Raw genomic sequence first — 18,623 nt, forward strand, 5'->3', positions numbered from 1 at the left:
GATTGAAGCACGCGCATCACCCGAGCGCCATAAAAGCACGCGGCCTATGCGTAAAAATGTCATCAATAAGATGAATATGGTCAGCATATGTTCCTCTCATGGCACGCGCCGCCGCTCACACGATCAGGCGATATCCGATCCCCGTCTCAGTCACGAGGTGCTCGGGTCTGGCGGGGTTACGCTCGAGCTTTTGCCGAAGGTGAGCCATGTAGATCCGCAGATAATGCAGACTTTGAGCATGAGCCGGCCCCCAGACTTCCTGCAGGAGTTCGTCATGCGTCATCACGAGACCGGCGTGACGAACGAGTGCAACGAGCAGCCGGTACTCGACCGGCGTCAAATGGACGCCCTCATGGCCGCACTGTACCAGCCTTGCTTCCAGGTCGACCGTAACTGATCCAAACGATACCTTGGCTGATTCCGCGACCACGCACCGGTTATATCTGCGCAGCAGGGCACGAATACGTGCTTCCAGCTCGGCCATGCTGAACGGTTTCGTCAGATAATCGTCCGCCCCGACGTCGAGCGCTGCGACCTTTTCTCCATCGCCAGCATGATCCGAAAGGACGATGATCGGCACGTCGGACCATTCACGCAGTTGACGGATGACGTCGATCCCGTCGAGATCCTCCAGTCTGGGATCGACGATAACCAGATCTGGTCGGACGCTCGCCGTCATGGCTATGCCCTGCTGCCCTGTGCCGGCGTCCAGAACGCGCATCGCCTCGCGTTCCAGCGAGGTTCGCACATAGCGGCGCAAATGCCTGTCGCCCACAATCAGGAGAACGGTAACGGTCGGATCTCTCATGGCGCAGGAATGCGATTCACGGCATGGCCGGATATGTTCTGCGGTTGCTCCTGTGACGGGCCTTCACTAAGGACTTCGGCGGCGGCGCCAGTTTCTGCCGGCGGCGTCTCATCGGCCGGCAACATGAACCAGAAGCAGGCGCCGAGTACGATTCCGTTCGGATCGGTGCGGTTTGTTGCGCCGATCGTTCCTCCATGCGCATCGACGATCGCGCGGCAAATGGCAAGACCCAGTCCTATGCCGGGCAAAGCCGACTCTTTCTCGCCGCGTGTGAACTTGTCGAATACGCGGGATTCCATGCCTGGAGACAGGCCCGGTCCGCTGTCTTCGACCGTGACTTTCACGTAGCGGTGGTCGTGCTCCTCGACGACGGCTGCATTGATGGCGAGGGGTGAACCAGCGGGCGTGTACTTTGCGGCATTGTCGAGCAGGTTGGCGAGCAGTCGTTCCACCAGCACTGCGTCGAGCCGGACCAGCGGCGCATCGTGCGGTACATGTGTCGATATCTTGCGCCCGGAGAGCAGACGACGTGAAGCTGCCAGTGCGGCGCCGATCAACTCTTCAACCGAAGACCATTGGCGATTCAGTCGCATGCTGCCCTCCTGCAGACGGACCATGTCGAGCAGATTGGTCACGATGCCCGTCATGCGCATCGCCTCGTCATAGATCCCCTCGGCGAGTTCACTGCTGGCCCGCGGTTCGGCCCGCTCAGCGTGGCCCGGTTCGGCCAGCAAGGAGGCGAAGCCGACGATCGCGGTCAACGGGGTACGCAAATCATGCGAGATTGCCGACAGCAGGGAATTGCGCAGACGTTCTGATTCCATGCTGATCAGCGCGTCCTGTGCAATCTCGACATAGTGAACCCGCTCGAGAGCGAGCGCGATCTGGGCCGCAAACGTGTCGAGCATGCGGCGCTGTTCCGGTATTGCAAGCTCCGCCATCCGCGGAGATAGCAGTGCGAGGACGCCACGTGTGCGCATCGGCGCGCGCAGCGGGAGGTACAGCGCCGCGGCCGCGGGCAGCGTCTCCGTTCCGTGGCCGGCTGGCTTTTGCTGGTCATAAACCCATTGCCCGATATCGCAATCGAGTTCCTCTTTGGCCAGCGTCACCGCCGGGTCTGGGTTTTCCACCTTCTGCCGCACCTTTTCGGCACTATCGGGCAACAGGATGGCAACGCGCACCTGGAATACTTCGACGAGATGTCGCGTACCGATCTCCAGAATCTGGTCGGTCGTCAGGGCTGCGCCAAGCTCGCGCGTCATCGCGAACATGGCATCGGTCCGGCGCTCGCGCATCGTCGCAATACGAGCCTGTCTGCGCAGACTGGACGTTAGATCACTGATCGTCAGCGATGTCGCGAGCATCACCGCGAACGTCAGCAGATATTGTGTGTCCGATACGGAAAACGAAAGCCGCGGCGGCACGAAGAAAAAATCAAATGCTGCCACGCCAAGAAACGAAAGCAGCACGCCGGGTCCTCGGCCGAGGCGCGCAGCCGCGAAGACCGTCCCGAGCAGATACAGCATGACGAGATTGGCCAGCGAGATGCGGTCCGCGAACATACTGGCGAGAGCCGTAATCACCGCACAGATCGCAACTGCGTACACGTATGAAGCGACCGGGAAGGCGTGCCGATCCTCACCCGGTGCGGCAAAGCTGCCTGCCACGCCGCGAGACGCCGCGGCTTCGCGCACCGTACCTGAATTGATGAGCGTGACATCGATGTCCCGGGCTGCGCGGATCAGACGGTCGGCCGTCGACCATCCTAGCCATCCGCGCCATGCACGCAACTCGACCGTTCCCACGACAAGCTTCGACACATTGCGCATGCGCGCATAGGCAATCAGCGTTTGGGCGACCTGCTCGCCCTGCAACGTAACGGTTTCTGCGCCCAGTTCGGCGGCAAGCTTGAGCGCGTCGAGCGTACGTCCGCGTATTGCGTCGGGCAGCCGCTGAAGTTTGGGCGTCTCGACATAGACGGCCAGCCAGTCGGCCTTCAGGTTCGATGCGAGGCGAGCTGCCGCGCGTACGAGATTGCTGCTTTCCAGACCTGCACCGACGCATACGATAATGCGCTCGCGCGCCTGCCAGATACGCTCGATCGACTGGTCGGCGCGATACTCGCGCATCTGCGCATCGACACGGTCGGCCGTGCGGCGCAACGCCAGTTCGCGCAACGCGATCAGATTGCCCTTGCGAAAGAAATTGCGGACGGCACGCTCCGCCTGTTGCGGCATATAGACCTTGCCGTCCCGCAGGCGATCGAGCAGTTCCTCCGGAGGCAGGTCGACCAGGGTCACCTCGTCGGCGAGATCGAATACGCGGTCTGGTACCGTTTCCCACACCCGGATACCGGTGATCTGCCCAATCACGTCGTTCAGGCTCTCCAGATGCTGGACGTTGACAGTCGTGTAGACGTCGATGCCGGCGTCGAGCAGTTCCTGCACATCCTGCCAGCGCTTCAGATGCCGGCTGCCCTGGACATTCGAATGCGCCAGCTCGTCGACGAGAATCAGCTGCGGCTTGCGTGCAAGCGCGGCATCGAGATCGAACTCGGCAAGCACTCGTCCGCGATATTCGATCCGCGCGGGTGCAATGAGCTCCAGCCCCTCGATCAGCGCGAGCGTCTCCTTGCGCCCATGTGTCTCGACGATTCCGACGACGACATCGACGCCTTCCTCCTTGCGGTATCTGGCGGCCTGCAACATCGCAAACGTCTTGCCGACTCCGGCCGATGCGCCAAAGAACACCTTGAGCCGGCCGCGCTGGCTTTTTTCCTCATCGCGCTGGATGCGGTCCAGCAGTTCGTCGGGATCGGGCCGGTTCATCGCACCCCCTGCGGGTCATCCCGTCATTCAATGCATCGGCTTGAGCTCATCGAGCGCGAGGTTGAGTTTCAGCACGTTCACGCGACGCTCGCCGAATACGCCAAGTTGCCGTCCCGACGTGTTCTGTGCGATCAGTGCATCGACCTGCTGCTGCGGCAGCCCGCGCGCCTTCGCAACGCGAGCCGCCTGATAGGCGGCGGCAGCCGGTGAAATATCCGGATCCAGGCCGCTGCCCGATGACGTGACCAGATCGACAGGCACAGGCGCTGTGTTCGACGGATCGACGTCGTGGAGCGCCGCGAGCCGCCCCTTCACTTCATCGGCGAGCGCCGGGTTGGTGGCGCTGAGGTTCGAGCCGCCTGAGTTTTGCGCGTTGTACGGGTTCGGCGTCGTGGCCGACAACCGCCCCCAGAAGTAATAGGGCGCATCGAACTGCTGGCCGATGATTTCCGAGCCGACGGTCTTGCCGTCTTTCTCGATGAAGCTGCCGCTGGTCTGATGCGGAAACAGCACGTGGCCGACCGCCGTTACAACAAGCGGATAGACGATGCCCGTGATCACCGTCAGTAACACAAAGAGAACCAGCACGGGGCGCAATGAATTCTTCATGATCGTGTACTCAACCGTTCTTTCCATTCAGCCGGATCAGAATGCGGGGTGTCAGGCAGTCACCGTTTCTCCGGACGCGTCAGACCCATCCAAACGCGGCCAGTACCATGTCGATCAGCTTGATGAACGGAAAAGGCAGCAAGATACCGCCCAGTCCATAGATCAGCAGGTTGCGCCGTAGCAGCGCCGCGGCACCCAGCGCACGATATCTGACGCCCTTGAGCGCAAGCGGGATCAGGAACACGATGATCAGCGCGTTGAAAATCACCGCTGACAGGATCGCCGACGACGGGGACGCAAGATGCATGACATCGAGTACGCGCAGTTGCGGGTAGGTCGAAGCGAATGCGGCCGGAATGATCGCGAAGTACTTCGCGACGTCATTGGCGATGGAGAACGTCGTCAGTGATCCGCGCGTCATCAGCATCTGTTTGCCGATCTCGACGATCTCGATCAGCTTGGTCGGATTCGAGTCGAGATCGACCATGTTGCCGGCCTCCTTGGCTGCCTGGGTGCCGGAATTCATCGCCACCGCGACATCGGCCTGCGCGAGCGCGGGGGCGTCGTTGGTGCCGTCACCCGTCATCGCAACGAGCCGTCCTTCGCCCTGGTGGTTCCGAATCATCTTCAGCTTGGCCTCGGGCGTTGCTTCGGCAAGGAAGTCGTCCACGCCGGCTTCAGCTGCGATCGCCGCAGCCGTCAGCCGGTTGTCACCGGTGATCATCACGGTCTTGATGCCCATCTTGCGGAGTTCCGCAAAGCGTTCCTTGATACCGCCCTTGACGATATCCTTCAGTTCGATCACACCAAGTACGCGTGCCGGACCGCTATCCGGGCTGTCGTGAGCCCCCGGCTTGTCGGCGACAACCAGCGGCGTGCTGCCGCGCCGTGCAATATCGGTCACCGCGGTGTTCACTTCCGCGGGATAGCGGCCACCGTGCGCCTCGACATACTGTTTCACGGCCTCGGATGCGCCCTTGCGGATTTCCCGGTTCGGCAGGTCGACTCCGCTCATGCGCGTTTGCGCGGTAAAGGCGAGGAACGTCGCGTGCAGCGACGCCATGTCGCGCTCGCGGATATTGAAACGCTGTTTCGCCAGCACGGCGATGCTACGGCCTTCCGGTGTTTCGTCCGCAAGCGAGGCGAGTTGCGCGGCATCAGCGAGATCGTGCTCCGACACACCGGGTGCCGGTACGAAGGCGGACGCCTGGCGGTTGCCGAGCGTGATCGTGCCGGTCTTGTCGAGCAGCAGGACATCGACGTCGCCCGCAGCCTCGACCGCACGCCCCGACGTCGCGATCACATTTGCCTGCATCATCCGGCTCATCCCCGCCACACCGATTGCCGACAACAAACCGCCAATGGTGGTTGGGATCAGGCAGACAAGCAGCGCGACAAGTGCGGTAATCGTCACCACGTGACCCGCTTTCGCGGCTTCGACCGAGAACATCGAGAACGGCAGCAGCGTCGCGGTGGCGAACAGCAGCACGAGCGTGAGCGCAACCAGCAGGATCGTCAGCGCGATCTCGTTCGGGGTCTTCTGCCGCTTGGCGCCTTCGACCATGGCGATCATCCGGTCGAGGAAGGCTTCACCGGGGTTGACCGAGACACGCACGACGATCCAGTCCGACAGCACGCGCGTGCCGCCCGTGACCGATGAAAAGTCGCCGCCCGACTCACGGATGACGGGCGCGGATTCGCCCGTGATGGCCGACTCGTCGACTGACGCGACACCCTCGATGACGTCGCCGTCGGCCGGAATCGTATCTCCGGTCTCGACCAGCACAACATCGCCCTTGCGCAGATCGGTCGATGCCATGACGCGCACGGCGGCTTTCGGATGCGGCTCGTTGAGTTTCTTGGCCATCACGTTGTGCTTCGCGCTTCGCAGCGACGCCGCTTGCGCTTTCGAGCGTCCTTCCGCAAGCGCCTCAGCGAAGTTTGCAAACAGCACCGTGAACCACAGCCACAACGTAATGGCGAGGATAAATCCGGCAGGCGCTTCGGCCTGCCCGCTGAGCGCGGCAAACCAGAGGATGGTCGTGAGAATGCTGCCCACGTACACGCAGAACATCACGGGATTGCGCAACTGCGTGCGCGGCGTTAGCTTTCTGAACGAATCGACAATCGCGGGTTTCACAAGCACCGGATCGAACATCGATCGTGCCGCGGTACGTGCCTGGCCAAGATTGTCGGGACGATGGACAGGCGGTTCAATGGAAGTGGTCATGCTTTCCTCGAATTCAGTGACCTGAAATCATCGACAGATGTTCGACAACCGGGCCCAGTGCCAGGGCGGGAACGAAGGTGAGCGCGCCGATGAGCAACACGGCGCCGAGCAGCAGCACGACGAACAGCGGTCCATGCGTGGGCAGCGTACCCTCCGTGGTCGCGATGCGCTTCTTTTCTGCCAGGGATCCGGCAATCGCGAGCACCGCGACAACCGGAACGAACCGGCCCAGCCACATCGCGATAGCCAGCAGCACGTTATAGAACGGTGTATTGACAGAGAGTCCCGCGAACGCGCTACCGTTGTTGTTGGTGGCCGACGTGAATGCGTAGAGGATCTCCGAGAATCCATGTGCACCCGGATTGGCGATGCCGGCAGTCCCGAGCGGAGACAGCACACCGATCGACGTACCGACCAGCACGATCATCGGCATGACGAGTACCGCAATCGACACCATCTTCATCTCATAGGACTCGATCTTCTTTCCGATGTATTCGGGCGTTCTCCCGATCATCAGCCCGGCGATGAATACGCCCAGCAGGGCAAAGACGAGCATCCCGTAGAGGCCCGACCCCACGCCGCCATAGACCACTTCGCCCAGTTGCATCATCAGCAGCGGCACGAAGCCGCCCATTGGCGTCAGCGAATCGTGCGCGTTGTTGACCGCGCCGCACGACGCGGAGGTAGTCGCAACGGTGAAGATGCCGGAATCAGCAATGCCAAAGCGCGTTTCCTTGCCCTCCATGTTCCCGCCTGGCTGCATCGCAGAAGAGCCCTGATCGACATGCAACGACGTGAGCAGCGGATTACCGGCCTGTTCAAAGGCGATCTCGCCCCAGCACGCGATCGCGAACGCGATCGTCATCGCGGCAAGTACCGCATAACCCTGCCGCGGGTCGCCGACCGTTCTGCCAAAAACGATGCATAAGGTTGCGCCGATGCACAGCATCCCCACCATCTGAACAAAATTGGCCAGCGGCGTGGGGTTCTCATACGGATGAGCGGAATTTGCATTGAAGAACCCGCCGCCGTTGGTGCCGAGCATCTTGATCGCTTCCTGCGACGCCAGCGGCCCCATGGCAATAGTCTGTTTGTCGGCCTTGACGTCCTGCATGACGGGATTGCCCTTCGCGTCCTTGACGGGATTGCCCTGAGCGTCGGTCTTCGGCACCTGATACGTCGTGACCTGAAGCGTTGGCACATCGACGTACGACCTGAAATTCTGGATCGCCCCCTGGCTGATGAAAACCAGCGCGATCACGAAGGAAATGGGTATGAGGATAAACAGCGTGGTGCGCGTCACATCGACCCAGAAGTTACCAATCGTCTTCACGGTGTGACGGGCAAAACCTCGTATCAGAGCGATGGCCACCGCAATACCCGTCGCCGCGGACAGGAAGTTCTGCACGGTGAGCGCCGCCATCTGGGTCAGGTAGCTGACCGTGGATTCCGGCGTGTAGTTTTGCCAGTTCGTATTGGTCGTGAAGCTCACTGCCGTGTTGAAGGCGGCGTCCGGCGTCATCGGGCCAAAACCCTGAGGGTTGGCCGGCAGCCATTGTTGCAGCCTCAGGAAGCCGTACACCGCGACGGCGCCCAGCGCATTGAAAAGCAGTACCGCGAATGCGTACTCTTTCCACGACATTTCAGCGTCAGGATCAACCCCCGCAAGCCGGTAAAGAAGTTGTTCAACCGGTCGCCCAACTTTGCGTACAACGACCGACGAGCCGTCGAGCACGGCGGTCATGTAGCGGCCAAGCGGGATTGCGACCGCGATCAGCACCACGATGAAGAGTGCCAGGTACAGGCTGTTATGAGCGTTCATTCGAGATCCTCCGCACGCAGCAGCGCATACACGAGGTAGACCAGCAGCAGTAGCGTCGCAGCAGACGCGAGCCAGATCATCCATGCGTTCATGGCCGGCCTCCTGACGCGCGGCGGTGCAGTTTTTCGCACCCGTGGGCAAGCGCGACGCAAAGTCCGTAGAAGGCAACAATGCCGGCGATGTAGATCACGTCCATCTTCGTTCTCCGTAACTGACCCGGCACAGCCGGAAGGCAGCGAGAACTGCCACTGTCAAAACTAGGCGAGGCGAAGTAAAAAATGTGTAAATTCGAAAAACCGCCAATCCGGAGTTCTTGCGTCGGCGATTTTCCTGGTTGCAAACTGCCGGGGCACGAGTAAGTGAGCCGCTTAACGAACAACTGGAAAACGTAACTGCACGTCACCTCATCGAAAAGCCTGGAAATCGAAACTGCTGTCTATCGGTTCGATACGTCCTGCTCAATGCTACGAAGCACGTGGTGGCCGACATTGATCCTGGTCAATCGCGCACTATTGCGACTGATCTGTGACTCCATGCGCCGGGCAATCGACTTTGAGTTATCTCCGGCCACGCCGTCGCGTAACGTTCTCTAGTGAATACATATGAACGTCATAATTGGACGGCGCATGTCATTGGATATGGCACGCGCTAGACGCGAGTCCATAGGCTATCGGCCAAGCGCCAGGCTCAACTGCTCCACGATGGGTCCCAGCGCGAGCGCCGGCAGGTAAGTCAGCGAGGCAACCATGACGACCGTGCCAACCAGCAGCCCGACGAAGAGGCCGGTGTGCGTCGGCAGCGTGCCCGCGCCTGCCGCGCGCCGTAGTTTGCCCGCGAGCGAGCCGGCAATGGCCAGCACCGGGACGATCACGGCGAACCGGCCGAACCACATCGCGATGGCGAGCATCCAGTTGTAGTACGGCGTATTGGCGGACAGGCCCGCGAATGCACTGCCATTGTTGTTCGCCGCTGAAGAAAACGCATAAAGAATTTCACTGAATCCATGCGCTCCGGGATTGGCAATGCCCGCGACTCCCGCCGGTACCAGCACGGAAATCGCGGTGCCGACGAGCACCAGCAGCGGCGTCGCGAGAAGCGCCACGGCGGCCATCTTCATCTCGAATGCGTCGATTTTCTTGCCGAGATATTCCGGTGCGCGGCCGATCATCAGTCCAGCGATGAAGACGGCCAGGATCGCATAGATGATCATGCTGAAAAGACCCGAGCCCGGTCCGCCGAACACGACTTCACCCGTCTGCATCAGCACCATCGGCACGAGTCCGCCAACTGGTGTGAACGAGTCGTGCATTGCATTGACCGCGCCGTCGCCTCCGCTCGTCGTCACAGTCGCGTAAAGCGCCGACGTCACTACGCCGAAGCGTGTCTCCTTGCCTTCCATGTTGCCGCCCGGCGCGATGGCACTCTGTGCCGCTCCGGCTCCCCCAGTGGGGAGGTGCGTCACGCCATGCTGCTCCGCATGAATCGTGATCGTAGCGGCGACCACAAACATTGCCGTCATCGCGGCCAGCAGTGCCCAGCCTTGCCGTCGGTCACCGACTACCACACCAAATGTGTAGCACAGCGCGGCCGGAATGAGCAGTATTGCAAGCATCTGCAGAAAGTTGGTGAGCGGCGTGGGGTTTTCATACGGATGCGCGGAATTTGCGTTGAAGAATCCGCCGCCATCACCGCTCAACAGCTTGATCGACTCCTGTGAGGCAACGGGACCCATGGGCAGCAGTTGCTGTTGCGAGCTCATGGACTGCTGTACCACGTTGCCCGCGGCGTCGTGCATGGGTTGCCCCTGTGCATCCAGTTTCGGCTGTTGCCATGTGACGGCCTGCAGTGTGTGAACTTCGCGGTACGTGTCGAAATTCTGGATCACGCCTTGCCCCATGAACGCCACCGCGAACGCGGCGGAAAGCGGCAACAGGACATAGAGTGTGGAGCGGGTCAGATCTACCCACAGATTGCCGACTGTCTGCGCGCCACGCCTCGCGAGCCCTCGCATCAGCGCAAACATCACGGCCATGCCGCTCGCGGCGGAGAGGAAGCTTTGTACGGTAATTCCGAGCATCTGGCTCAGGTAGCTCAGGGTCGTTTCACCCGAGTAGCCCTGCCAGCTCGTATTCGTCACGAAGCTGACAGCCGTGTTGAATGCCGAATCCGGGCTCACGGCCGGTAGCGCCTGGGGATTCAGCGGCAGCCACTGCTGCACGCGCTGCAGCGCATAGAGGAACAACAGGCCCACGGCGTTCACGAGAAGCAGCGCAATCGCGTAGGTCTTCCAGCCCATCTCGGCGTCTGGATCGATACCGGCGGCGCGATAGATCAGCCTCTCGACCGGCCGCCCAAACCGGGAAAGCAGGGGTGCCTTGCCGTCGGCCGCGCGCGCCATGTACAGCCCCAGTGGCTTCACGAGTGCGATCAGGACGGCCATGAACAGACCAATCTGAAAGCCGACGCTGGCAATCATGCCCCCTCCCGCAGCCGCCGTGCATCAGAAGCGGCGTTTCATTTGTATTTCAGGTCATGAAACGTCAATGCGATGGAAAGACTGTGGCGTGGCGCATAAAAATCTCGTCAACGCGCCGTCGCGCCAACGAATGAGCCGTGTACGACGTGCTCAGAAGCGATTTGCAAGTTGCGGATTCAGTTCGATGTGAAGCACGACGAGCCAGCGTCCTGGACAGTTGTCCGCAATGCTCAGGATGTCCTCGTCTGCGGCGCACCGTTTGCGGAGGTAGCCCTTTTCCAGTGCGTTGCGCCACGCGCGATATGCATCGGCCTGCAGCCAGTGGCCGACGAGCCCGCATGTCACACAACTGAATACCAGCGTGTGGACCATCGTCAGCCTGGGATCGATCTGCTGCGCGAGATACACGAAGGCGGTGCTCAGCACCTGGTTCGCCGCGATGGTCACGAGCACAAGCTTCAGCCAGCCGCGCGCGCGCATCGCCGCCTTCAGGCGGGCGTCATTCTGCGGGTCTTTGTGTCCGGAACCGTCGTTCTGGCGGGGTGGTTCGTGCATGTCGTTGTGAATCACGCAGCAAAGCGGACAAAGCGTGCGCTGGGCAGCGCGATCTGATGCGTCCATGCCGCCAGTGTCCTTGCGACGACGGGCGCCTTGCTCAATATCGCACTGTCGTAGACCTTTCCGGCGAAGCGCATGACGTCGACGATGCGAAATCCCTGAGCGCGATAGAAGGCGACCAGGTGCGCTGCCGGATACGGGGTGTCGAGGGCGAGCTCCGTGTAGCCGCGCGTCGCCGCCCAGTGTTCGGCGAACGCCAGCAGGGATTTGCCGATGCCACGGTTCTGCCATGACGGATCGATAGCGAGCTGACGGATCGTCGCGACATTGCCGTGATGATAGTGTTCGCAGGCCGATTCGCCATCTCGCGTGTAGAGCGTCACGGTGCCGACAATATTGCCGTCGCTGACCACGACGAAGCAGTCGCCCGCCTGCGCTCTGCGCTGCGTCACGGTCACATCCTGATCCACGCAGGTGCAATTCAGCCCCATCGTGCCGAGGCGCGCGAACGAGCGATGCAGCATCGTCGTGAGTTGCTCGTACGAGTCGCGCGACGGATCGAAGCGTCTGAGCACCACATTGCGAATGCCCCGTTTGAGGTGGGTGAGGGACATGTGTTTTGCGCTCGTTGTGCGTGACCCCGACATGACATCGCTCCAGACGTTGTGATTTATTCGCAGTCTAGAGACGGCCTCCGCGTGCCACAAGAAAAAATCTCGTAAAGAGTGGCGAGGCGCCACGTCTATGTCTTCTATATGCTCGCTGCCCGCCGGATTTACAGCTTTTTTATTCCCGCCGATCTATACCTGTAGCGAACCCGCCGGGACAGGCAGGCACACCGTGCGTGGCACGGTGGGGATGTGTACTGCAATGAAAACTCTGACCTTGACAAGGAGTCTTGCCATGAACCTGCTGGTCTGGCTGCCGCTCATGTTCGGGCTCGGGCTCGTGGGCCTCGTGCTGTGTCTGCTGTTTGTCGACGCGTGCGATCGTATCTGAGGGAACCGTCATGGCCTGGCTTGCTGCTGCGATATCCGCATTGACGTTCGTGTACCTGTTCGTTGCACTGATCCGACCTGAGTGGTTCTGACCGGCGCACACGTCACGCACGACCTTTTATTCCGCTTCCGTGGGGGTGGCCCATGTGGACCCTGCCGCTCATAATTCTCGTCACGGCGATTGCCGTGTCGATACCGCTGAGCCGTTACATGACGTGGATCATGGACGGCCACTACCGGGCGCCGCGCTTTTTGCGCTGGTTCGAAGCGAAGCTCGACAGCGGCGCGCAGGACTGGAAGCAGTACACCGTGGCACTGCTTATCTTCAATGTCGCGCTGTTCGTATTCGGCTTCGTGGTGCTGTCGCTGCAACCGCTGATGCCGCTCAATCCGCTGGGCCGCGGCATGCTTGCGCCATCGACGATCTTCAACACGGTCATCTCGTTCATGACCAACACCAACCTGCAGCACTACTCAGGCGATCAGCATTTCTCGAACTTCAGCCAGATCTTCTTCATCCTGCCGAACATGTTCCTGTCGGCGGCCGTGGGGCTGTGCGCGCTGGCCGCGATCATCCGCGCACTGCGCGGAGAACATCTAATTGGCAATTTCTTCGTCGACATGTGGCGCGTGGTGGTCTACATGTTCGTGCCGATTGCGCTCATCGTGGGGACGATCTTCATCCACGAAGGCATGCCGATGACGTTCGCCAGTGCCGAACAGGTGACGACGCTCGAGCCTGCGGCGATGGGCACGGCGGACAACGGCCAGCCAAAGCAGCAGACACTTATCGTCGGTCCGGTGGCGGCCGTGATTCCGATCAAGATGCTCGGGACCAACGGCGGCGGCTTTTACGGCATGAACAGCGCCCAGCCCTATGAAAACCCGACGGCGTTGTCGAACTTCGTGACGACGCTCGCGATGATGATCTTTCCGTTCTCGCTGGTGCTGATGTACGGACGGATGCTCGCGCGGCTGCGTCATGCGGTCGTGATCTACTGCGTGATGCTGGCGATGATGATCGGCCTGATCGGCTGGGCAATCTACTGGGACACGCTGCAGCCCAACCCTGCGTTCACGGCGCATGCGGTTGCGCGAACCTACACGCTGGCCGGCACGAACCGGACGCTGACGATACCGCCCGTGGCGGGGCTGCCCGTCGAGCAGCATCTCGGCAACCTCGAAGGCAAGGAGCTGCGCTTCGGCACATCGGCCGGGGCGACGTTCGCGGCGATCACGACAGATGTGACGTGCGGCGCGGTCAACGCCGAGCATGACAGTCTGAATCCGCTCGCCGGGCTCTCGCCGCTGATCGGCATGTGGCTGAACTGCGTGTTCGGCGGCAAAGGTGTCGGCATGATCAATCTGCTGCTGTTCCTGATCGTCGGCGTGTTCCTCGCCGGGCAGATGGTGGGACGCACGCCGGAGTATCTCGGGCGCAAGGTCGGCGCGCGCGAAATGAAGCTCGCGATGATCGCGCTGCTGGTGCACCCGATCCTGATTCTCGGTCCGACGGGGCTTTTCTCGGCGACCGATCTGGGCACGAAGGCCGAAGCGAATCCGGGCGCGCATGGCTTCACCGAAATCGTCTATCAGTTCTCGTCCTCGTCCGCGAACAACGGCTCTGCGATGGACGGCCTGGCGACCACCTACGGGTTCAACGCCAGTCCGAACCCCGCCGCGCCTACTGCGGTGCAGTGGGATACAGCGACGGGCCTCGTCATGCTGTTTTCGCGCTACCTGCCGATCGTCGCGCCGATCGCGATGGCCGCCTTCCTTGGGCGCAAGAAGGTCGCGCCGGCCACGCTTGGCACGATGCGCGACAACACCGTGACATTCGGCTTCCTGCTGCTCGGCACGATCGTCATCGTCGGCGCGTTGCTGTTCCTGCCGGCCGCGGCGCTCGGACCGCTCGCCAATCATCTCGGACCGATCCCGTTCGGCGGATAGCGCACGCAGATCACGACAGCATAAAAGGAACGTTCATCATGAACTCGACCCATGTTGCGCCGCAGGCGGTGCCGCCCATTGCGAGTGGCCCACGGCCGCCTCGCAAGCCGACCGATCAGCTGTTCAACCGCGAACTGCTGGCCATGGCGTTCAAACAGTCGCTGATCGCATTGAGGCCGGACATCCAGTGGAAGAACCCGGTGATGTTCGTCGTCGAGATCGGCGCGGTGCTGACTTTTGTTTTCATCCTCGAGATCGCGTTCGGTATCGCGCACAGCGTGGCACCGCTGACCTATTTCATCGCGCTGTTCGCATGGCTGCTGCTCACTGTCATCTTTGCGAACTTCGCGACCGCGATTGCCGAGGAGCGCGGCAAGGCACAAGCCGACGCATTGCGGCGCGCCCGGCACGATACGGTGGCCAACCGTCTGCGCTCCGACGGCACGGTCGAAACCGTGTCTTCGATCAAGCTGCAGCGCGGCGATGTCGTCGTCGTACGGGCCGGCGAGGTGATACCGGGCGACGGCGAGGTCATCGAAGGCACGGCCTCTGTCGACGAATCCGCCATTACGGGCGAATCGGCACCGGTGATCCGCGACGCGGGCGGCGACCGCTCGGGCGTGACGGGCGGCACGACCGTGCTGTCCGATGAGATCACGGTGCGAGTGTCGGCCGATCCCGGCGAGACCTTCCTCGACCGGATGATCGCGCTGGTCGAAGGCGCGGTGCGGCAACGCACGCCGAACGAAATCGCGTTGGCGCTCGTGTTGTCAGCCTTCACGCTGATCTTTCTGATTGTCGTCGTGCCGCTGTGGCCGATGGCGCTCAATGCCGAGCAGTACATGACCAGCTACCTGGGCCTGTCGGAGCCGCTGCACAGCCTCGGCACGGATGTTCCCACGCTCGTCGCGCTGCTCGTCTGTCTGATTCCGACGACGATCGGCGCACTGCTCGCGGCGATCGGCATTGCGGGCATGGACCGCGCATTGCGCGCGAACATCATCGCGAAGAGCGGCAAGGCCGTGGAAGTCGCAGGTGATATCGACACCGTCGTGCTCGACAAGACGGGCACGATCACGATCGGCAACCGCCGCGCGACGGCCTTCATGCCTGTAGGAGCCGCCGACGAAGGCGAGCTGAAGCGGCTTGCCGCGCTGGCATCGTACGGAGATCAAACGCCGGAAGGCAAGAGCATCGTCTCCATCTCGTCGCCGCTTGCGCCGTACATGAAGGTCCACGCTACTGACCACACGGGCGACGAGCCGACGCTGATTCCCTTCAGCGCACAGAGCCGCATGAGCGGTATCGACATGCCTGACGGGCGCATGTTGCGCAAGGGCGCGCCCGACGCGATCGTCGCCTGGGTGCGCGAGCGTGGGGGCGAGGTGCCCTACGGCCTCGATGCGATCCTGCGGCAGGCCGGCGAGCAGGGGGCGACGCCGATCGTCGTCGCCAACGGCAACGAGATTGCGGGCGTCGTGCTCCTCGAAGATGTCCTCAAGCCCGGCATTCGTGAACGCATCCAGCACTTGCGCAAGATGGGGCTGCATACGGTGATGGTGACTGGCGATAACGAATTGACGGCCGCGACCATTGCGCGGCTCGCGGGCGTCGACGAGTTCATCGCTCAGGCTACGCCGGAAGCGAAGCTCACCTATTTGCGCAAGGAACAGGGTGAGGGCAAGCTCGTCGCGATGATGGGTGACGGCACCAACGATGCGCCGGCGCTCGCTCAGGCCGACGTCGGTCTCGCGATGAACTCGGGCACGCAGGCGGCCAAAGAAGCCGGCAACATGGTCGATCTCGACAGCGATCCGACCAAGCTGATCGAGGTGATCGAGATCGGCAAACAGTTGCTGATGACGCGCGGCGCGCTGACCACGTTTTCGATTGCCAACGACGTGGCGAAATACTTCGCGATCGTCCCAGCGCTCTTTGCCGGTACGCTGCCGTGGCTCGGCGTGATGGATGTGATGCATCTGCATTCGCCGACCTCGGCCATCCTGTCGGCGGTGATTTTCAATGCACTGATCATTCCGTTGCTGATTCCTGTCGCACTGAAGGGCGTGAAGTACCGGGCGCTCGGTGCGGACGCGCTGCTGCGCCGCAATCTGCTGATCTGGGGTCTCGGTGGCGTGATCGTGCCGTTCGTCGGGATCAAGCTGATCGATGTCGTGATGGTCGCGTTGCGGCTCGTTGCGTGACGTGCGCGATCGGACTCGAAGGGGAAGACCATGCTGCGCTATGTTTCGAAGAGTATCTGGCTGCTGGGATTCGCGGTGGTGCTGGTGTGCGGCATCTATCCCGGCATCCTGTGGGTCATCGGCCAAACGGCGTTCCGGTTTCAGGCGAACGGCAGCATCGTGGATGGACCGGACGGGAAGCCGGTCGGCTCGCTGCTGATCGCCCAGCCATTCACGAAGGATGAGTATTTCCAGCCGCGGCCATCGGCGGTCTCGTACGATGGCTCGGCCTCGGGCTCATCGACGTTGGGTGCTGCGAACTACGCGCTGCGCGACCGGGTTGCGCGCGTGCTCGGTCCGATTGCGCGCTATGCGCAAGGGCCGAAGGCGGGGCAGCTCGTCGCGCCCGACGTCGAAGCCTGGTTCCAGGCGGATCAGGCCGGCGGCAAGCCGCATATCGTCGCGCAGTGGGCCGATGCGCATAACAGTCTCGCGCAGGCGTGGGTCAACGCTGACCCGTCGCACGCGAAGTACGTAGACGACTGGGCGAAGCAACATGCGCAGGTGGTGAAGCAGTGGATCTCAGCGAACCCGGCCACGCCGCAACCGAAGGCGCCGGATCTCGCGGTGCCGTTCTTCGAGTCGTTCTCGAGTGAGCATCCCGGCATGTTCCCTTTGGCCGTGACCCGCACGGGCAGCGATGGCAAGAGTGTGACTACCATCGAACCGATGAAGGATGGCACGGACATTCAGTCGATGTTCTTCGATATGTGGCGGCAGGATCATCCGGATGTCGCTCTGCAGAACGTGCCGGGTGATTTCGTCACCACCTCCGGATCAGGACTCGATCCGGACATCACGCTGGCCAATGCGATGTATCAGCTCGATCGCGTGGCGGCAGCGTGGAGCAAGGACACGAAGCGCGATCCCGCCACGGTGCGCGCGGAAATCGGCGCGATGTTGCGCGATACCGCGCACGCGCCGTTTGGAGGGCTCGTCGGCGAACCGCTCGTCAACGTGCTCGAAGTCAATCTCGACCTTCGCCGGCGCTATGGCCCACCCGCTTGACTGCGTTCTCGAAGCCGATTGCGATCAACACGAATACGGGGCATCGAATGAAGCACACTCTGACAGGCCTGGGAACGATTTTCGGCGCGCGCAAAGGCGCGCCTGCACCTCAGCACGGCGCAAAGCCAGCGACGGACCGTGAAGTCGTCATGCGTGTCACACTCGATGCGCAACATGCGACGCCGCTGCGTCGGGCGCTGATCCGAGACTGTGCGGGTCAACCGTGGACGATCCGCGTGACGCCGCTGCATGGAACAGACCGCGTGCGCCTCGTGCTTTTCTTGCCCCGGACGGCGCTGAAGGGTGCGATGCAATGCGTGACCGATCTCGCACCAAAGGCAGAAATTGCGCAATTGGTGGTGGTGCCGGAGGCGCCGACTGATGCCTGGCGCAAGCTGATACATCCGGGGAGGTCGCATGCCTTTGCGCCCCTCGGTCCACGTGGACCACGCGATGACGGATCCCGTGACAAGGATACGATCGCTCATCGACTGATTGCGGATCATGTTCTGCTCGGCGTCGACGCGGCTGATCGCCCATCGCTCTTCTCGCAACTTGGCGAATTTCTCGCGCATCGTTATGGCCTGGAGGCGGCGTCCGTGATCTCAGGTCTTGCCGCGCGCGAAGCGTTAGGCTCGACCGCGCTTGGCCAGGGGGTGGCCGTCCCTCATGGTCAAATCAAAGGACTGCAAGAAGCGCTGGTGCTGTACGCGCGCCCGGTCGCGCCCATTTCCTTCGATGCTCCGGATGGCAAGCCCGTGTCCGACATGGTCGTGCTGTTCGTTCCGGAGTGGGCGAACATGACACATCTGCATTTGCTGGCCGAAGTGGCGGAGCGCTTTTGCGACCACCGTTTTCGCGAGCAGCTCCATGCTTGCGGAGACCCGGACGCGGTATGCAGGCTCTTCGCCGATTTCGAGGCGCAACACGCTGCGGAGCATAGCGTACCGGGTGCAGCGCGGCTCGATAAATCCCCGACTGTAGTCAGATTTCGGCCAGGATGATTTCGTTAGCGCCCCTCAGCTGACGATGGTTGGTCGGTCCGGGCACGGCAGTTTTGTCAGTCGAGTTCCCCGTAACGGCCCTTCTCATG

Annotated in this window: 14 protein-coding genes; 5 read left to right on the forward strand and 9 right to left on the reverse strand. The window is 61.9% G+C overall.

Annotated elements, in window-relative coordinates; genetic code table 11:
• Positions 1–115: 115 nt before the first annotated feature.
• The 9 genes from L0U84_RS32810 to L0U84_RS32850 all read right to left on the reverse strand — a co-directional run bounded on the left by L0U84_RS32810 (position 116) and on the right by L0U84_RS32850 (position 11,978).
• Complete coding sequence (locus L0U84_RS32810; RefSeq protein WP_233856205.1) at positions 116–808, reverse strand: response regulator; 693 nt, start codon at positions 806–808, stop codon at positions 116–118.
• Positions 805–3,636, reverse strand: a complete 2,832-nt coding sequence (locus L0U84_RS32815) for a sensor histidine kinase (protein WP_233856206.1) — start codon at positions 3,634–3,636, stop codon at positions 805–807. Before L0U84_RS32815 ends, L0U84_RS32810 begins: the two co-directional genes overlap by 4 nt.
• Positions 3,637–3,663: 27 nt before the next feature.
• Entirely contained in the window at positions 3,664–4,245 is a 582-nt protein-coding gene (gene kdpC / locus L0U84_RS32820; RefSeq protein WP_233856207.1) for a potassium-transporting ATPase subunit KdpC, read from the reverse strand.
• Positions 4,246–4,324: 79 nt separating this feature from the next.
• Positions 4,325–6,475 (reverse strand): potassium-transporting ATPase subunit KdpB, encoded by a 2,151-nt coding sequence (gene kdpB / locus L0U84_RS32825; protein ID WP_326491214.1) that lies wholly within the window; start codon positions 6,473–6,475, stop codon positions 4,325–4,327.
• A 13-nt stretch (positions 6,476–6,488) separates the two neighbouring features.
• Positions 6,489–8,297: a potassium-transporting ATPase subunit KdpA gene (kdpA, locus tag L0U84_RS32830; protein ID WP_233856916.1), complete on the reverse strand. Its 1,809-nt coding sequence runs from the start codon at positions 8,295–8,297 to the stop codon at positions 6,489–6,491.
• Positions 8,294–8,389 (reverse strand): potassium-transporting ATPase subunit F, encoded by a 96-nt coding sequence (locus tag L0U84_RS32835; RefSeq protein ID WP_008918365.1) that lies wholly within the window; start codon positions 8,387–8,389, stop codon positions 8,294–8,296. Before L0U84_RS32835 ends, kdpA (L0U84_RS32830) begins: the two co-directional genes overlap by 4 nt.
• Positions 8,390–8,964: 575 nt before the next feature.
• A complete protein-coding gene (gene kdpA / locus L0U84_RS32840) occupies positions 8,965–10,773 on the reverse strand; it encodes a potassium-transporting ATPase subunit KdpA (RefSeq protein ID WP_233856208.1) in 1,809 nt (602 codons plus the stop codon).
• 150 nt (positions 10,774–10,923) lie between these two features.
• Complete coding sequence (locus L0U84_RS32845) at positions 10,924–11,394, reverse strand: hypothetical protein (protein ID WP_233856209.1); 471 nt, start codon at positions 11,392–11,394, stop codon at positions 10,924–10,926.
• On the reverse strand, positions 11,340–11,978 hold the full coding sequence (locus L0U84_RS32850) for a GNAT family N-acetyltransferase (protein WP_233856918.1): 639 nt from the start codon (positions 11,976–11,978) through the stop codon (positions 11,340–11,342). The genes L0U84_RS32845 and L0U84_RS32850 overlap by 55 nt, the downstream gene beginning before the upstream one ends.
• Before the next feature lie 362 nt (positions 11,979–12,340).
• Here L0U84_RS32850 and kdpF point away from each other — a divergent pair, with 362 nt between their 5' ends.
• The 5 genes from kdpF to L0U84_RS32870 are packed head-to-tail and all read left to right on the forward strand — an operon-like array spanning position 12,341 to position 18,534.
• Positions 12,341–12,421, forward strand: a complete 81-nt coding sequence (kdpF, locus tag L0U84_RS44280) for a K(+)-transporting ATPase subunit F (protein ID WP_063744721.1) — start codon at positions 12,341–12,343, stop codon at positions 12,419–12,421.
• Positions 12,422–12,473: 52 nt separating this feature from the next.
• On the forward strand, positions 12,474–14,279 hold the full coding sequence (gene kdpA / locus L0U84_RS32855; protein WP_233856210.1) for a potassium-transporting ATPase subunit KdpA: 1,806 nt from the start codon (positions 12,474–12,476) through the stop codon (positions 14,277–14,279).
• 38 nt (positions 14,280–14,317) lie between these two features.
• The gene (gene kdpB / locus L0U84_RS32860; RefSeq protein ID WP_267939982.1) at positions 14,318–16,483 is read left to right on the forward strand and encodes a potassium-transporting ATPase subunit KdpB; all 2,166 of its coding nucleotides are present in this window, start codon (positions 14,318–14,320) and stop codon (positions 16,481–16,483) included.
• 30 nt (positions 16,484–16,513) lie between these two features.
• Entirely contained in the window at positions 16,514–17,530 is a 1,017-nt protein-coding gene (locus L0U84_RS32865; protein WP_233856211.1) for a potassium-transporting ATPase subunit C, read from the forward strand.
• Positions 17,531–17,577: 47 nt separating this feature from the next.
• Positions 17,578–18,534 carry a PTS sugar transporter subunit IIA gene (locus L0U84_RS32870; RefSeq protein WP_233856212.1) on the forward strand — a complete coding sequence of 319 codons (957 nt, stop codon included), beginning with the start codon at positions 17,578–17,580 and terminating at the stop codon, positions 18,532–18,534.
• Positions 18,535–18,623: the final 89 nt, after the last annotated feature.

The organism is Paraburkholderia sp. HD33-4 (assembly GCF_021390635.1).
Lineage (GTDB): Bacteria > Pseudomonadota > Gammaproteobacteria > Burkholderiales > Burkholderiaceae > Paraburkholderia.

Excerpts from the sequence above, each read along its gene's own strand:
- L0U84_RS32810 (WP_233856205.1), bottom strand. The coding sequence starts at position 808 with ATGAGAGATCCGACCGTTACCGTTCTCCTGATTGTGGGCGACAGGCAT.
- L0U84_RS32815 (WP_233856206.1), bottom strand. The coding sequence starts at position 3,636 with ATGAACCGGCCCGATCCCGACGAACTGCTGGACCGCATCCAGCGCGAT.
- kdpC (WP_233856207.1), bottom strand. The coding sequence starts at position 4,245 with ATGAAGAATTCATTGCGCCCCGTGCTGGTTCTCTTTGTGTTACTGACG.
- kdpB (WP_326491214.1), bottom strand. The coding sequence starts at position 6,475 with ATGACCACTTCCATTGAACCGCCTGTCCATCGTCCCGACAATCTTGGC.
- kdpA (WP_233856916.1), bottom strand. The coding sequence starts at position 8,297 with ATGAACGCTCATAACAGCCTGTACCTGGCACTCTTCATCGTGGTGCTG.
- L0U84_RS32835 (WP_008918365.1), bottom strand. The coding sequence starts at position 8,389 with ATGAACGCATGGATGATCTGGCTCGCGTCTGCTGCGACGCTACTGCTG.
- kdpA (WP_233856208.1), bottom strand. The coding sequence starts at position 10,773 with ATGATTGCCAGCGTCGGCTTTCAGATTGGTCTGTTCATGGCCGTCCTG.
- L0U84_RS32845 (WP_233856209.1), bottom strand. The coding sequence starts at position 11,394 with ATGGACGCATCAGATCGCGCTGCCCAGCGCACGCTTTGTCCGCTTTGC.
- L0U84_RS32850 (WP_233856918.1), bottom strand. The coding sequence starts at position 11,978 with ATGTCGGGGTCACGCACAACGAGCGCAAAACACATGTCCCTCACCCAC.
- kdpF (WP_063744721.1), top strand. The coding sequence starts at position 12,341 with ATGGCCTGGCTTGCTGCTGCGATATCCGCATTGACGTTCGTGTACCTG.
- kdpA (WP_233856210.1), top strand. The coding sequence starts at position 12,474 with ATGTGGACCCTGCCGCTCATAATTCTCGTCACGGCGATTGCCGTGTCG.
- kdpB (WP_267939982.1), top strand. The coding sequence starts at position 14,318 with ATGAACTCGACCCATGTTGCGCCGCAGGCGGTGCCGCCCATTGCGAGT.
- L0U84_RS32865 (WP_233856211.1), top strand. The coding sequence starts at position 16,514 with ATGCTGCGCTATGTTTCGAAGAGTATCTGGCTGCTGGGATTCGCGGTG.
- L0U84_RS32870 (WP_233856212.1), top strand. The coding sequence starts at position 17,578 with ATGAAGCACACTCTGACAGGCCTGGGAACGATTTTCGGCGCGCGCAAA.